Origin of the sequence: Nocardioides sp. (assembly GCF_036503465.1) — a bacterium.
GTDB lineage: Bacteria > Actinomycetota > Actinomycetes > Propionibacteriales > Nocardioidaceae > Nocardioides.
This window is the reverse complement of sequence record NZ_DASXWU010000030.1, coordinates 1-1986: the sequence shown is the minus strand read 5'-3', so window position 1 is coordinate 1986 and position 1986 is coordinate 1. Positions and strand designations below refer to the sequence as shown.

The 1986-nt window shown below is 71.9% G+C and carries 3 protein-coding genes; 2 read left to right on the top strand and 1 reads right to left on the bottom strand.

The window, feature by feature from the left end:
• Nucleotides 1-601, bottom strand: a 601-nt coding sequence (locus VGK78_RS04740; RefSeq protein WP_331526287.1) for a phosphotransferase enzyme family protein, incomplete at its 3' end; no start/stop codon positions are given.
• Nucleotides 602-621: 20 nt separating this feature from the next.
• Here VGK78_RS04740 and VGK78_RS04735 point away from each other — a divergent pair.
• Together VGK78_RS04735 and rpsT are read left to right on the top strand one after the other, a co-directional pair.
• Nucleotides 622-1584 carry a phosphotransferase gene (locus VGK78_RS04735; protein ID WP_331526285.1) on the top strand — a complete coding sequence of 321 codons (963 nt, stop codon included), beginning with the start codon at nt 622-624 and terminating at the stop codon, nt 1582-1584.
• A 298-nt stretch (nt 1585-1882) separates the two neighbouring features.
• Nucleotides 1883-1986 (top strand): 30S ribosomal protein S20 (gene rpsT / locus VGK78_RS04730; protein ID WP_331526288.1); only part of this gene is annotated, 104 nt, incomplete at its 3' end.

Genomic DNA, 1986 nt, shown 5'->3' with positions numbered 1-1986 from the left:
CGCGCGGACCGAGGACGGCCCAGTCCCAGTCGAGGATCGCCGCCACCCGGCCGTCGGCCACGAGGAGGTTCTGCCCGAGGAAGTCCGTGTGGCACACGACTGGCTCGTACGCCGCGGCCCTCGCCCGCTCGGTCACCCCGGCCATCCGGTCGAGCGCATCCTCGAGCTCCCCTCGACGCTCGCGGATCCAGGGATGGTCGAGCCGCTCGCCGAGGGCAGCGATCCGTGGCTCGTCCCAGGACGCGGGCGGCACCTCGACGCCGGTGACCTCGTGCACCTGCCGCAGCGACGCGGCGGTCAGTCGCCAGTCGTCGTCGGTGGCGGTACGACCCGGCACGAACGGGAAGACCGCATAGGTGCATCCGTCGGCGATCGAGGACAGGGCACCGGCGAGCGTCGGCACCGGCCTCGGCACGGGGAGCCCCGCGACGGCGAGATCGGCCAGCAGCGCGAGCCTCGGTCGGGCCTCCGGCTTCCGCCAGTGCTTGACGAACCACGTGCCGTCCGCCACCCAGCACTCGCTCTCACACCCGCCCTCGTGCCGACGGAGCTGGGAGACCCGGATCCCGTAGTCGCGTTCCAGGTCCGCGGGGGCGAGCACGTGGCCAGGCTAGGCCCGCAGTGACCGTGCCCCGAGCCGTCGGGGTGCGGCTGCCGTACGCCGAGGTCCCGCTGCGGGTGCGGGACTGGGTGGATGACGCCCTCGGCTCGCCGGTCTCGTCGTGGGAGGAGCAGATCGGCGGCATGTCTCCCGGCTGCGCCACCCGGGTGGTCACCGCGGACGGGACGCGGGCGTTCGTGAAGGCCGTGGGGACGGAGCTGAACTCCGACTCCCCCATGCTGTTCCGGCGCGAGATCGAGGTGCTCGGCCTGATCGGCGAGAACACCCTGTGGGCGTCGCTGCGCGCGTCGTACGACGAGGGCGGATGGGTGGCGCTGGTCCTCGAGGACGTGCCGGGCGGTCATCCGGACCTGGGTGACGAGACGGAGATGGCGGACCTGCTGGCCGCCACGGACCGGCTGGTGGCGACCCTGCGCGAGGTGCCGGTGCCCGACGGCGCACGCGCCACCACGATCGCGGAGCCCGGGCTGATCGACGTCCGGGCACGCTTCCGGGCCTGGGCGTCCGCCCTCGACCACCTGGCCGAGATCCCCGGCGACCTGGTGCCGGACGACGTACGCCGTGACCCGGCACGCCTGCGCCGGCTGGTCGGTCTCCTCCAGGAGGGCGACACCCAGCTCACCCACTGGGACGTCCGGGTCGACAACCTGCTGCGCCCGGAACCGGGCCGGATCGTCTTCGTCGACTGGGGCGCGGCCGGTGTGGGGCCGTCGTGGAGCGACCCGCTGCTGGCACGGTTCGAACGCGTCGAGGACCCGTGGTTCGACGAGTCCGTGGCACGCTCACCGGTGCTCGCGGAGGCCGGGGACGACGTGGTGACCGCGTTCCTGGTCGCCTTCGGGGTGGCGCTGGCCTGGCAGTCGACCCAGGGGCCTTCGGACATCGGCCTGCCCACGCTCAACGAGTTCCGGCGTACCCAGGCACGACGCGCGCTGACGGCCGCGGCGAGGCGACTCGCATGAAGGTGGTCTCGACTAGCCGGACAGACGGCGCACCGCGAACCCAGGTCTCGAAACGCGTCGCTCGTCCCTCGCGGGCTCGGTCCGAGCGGACGCTCCGGTTCCTGAGGAGCCGAGGACGAGGCGTCTCGAAGGGCGACCTCCCGCCCGGTTCGGAGACCGAGCAAGCTCGGTCTCCGGGGCGTGAATTTGGGCAGGTCAGGGGCCACTGGTAACTTTGGGCCTCGCGTGTGCGGCCGGTGCGGCTGGCACGCCCACATTCCCTTCCACTCCCGAACCCACCGACCCGAAGGCTTCATCCGTGGCGAACATCAAGTCCCAGATCAAGCGGAACAAGCAGAACGAGAAGCGTCACCAGCGCAACAAGGCTGTGAAGTCCGAGCTGAAGACGCTCGTGCGCAAGTT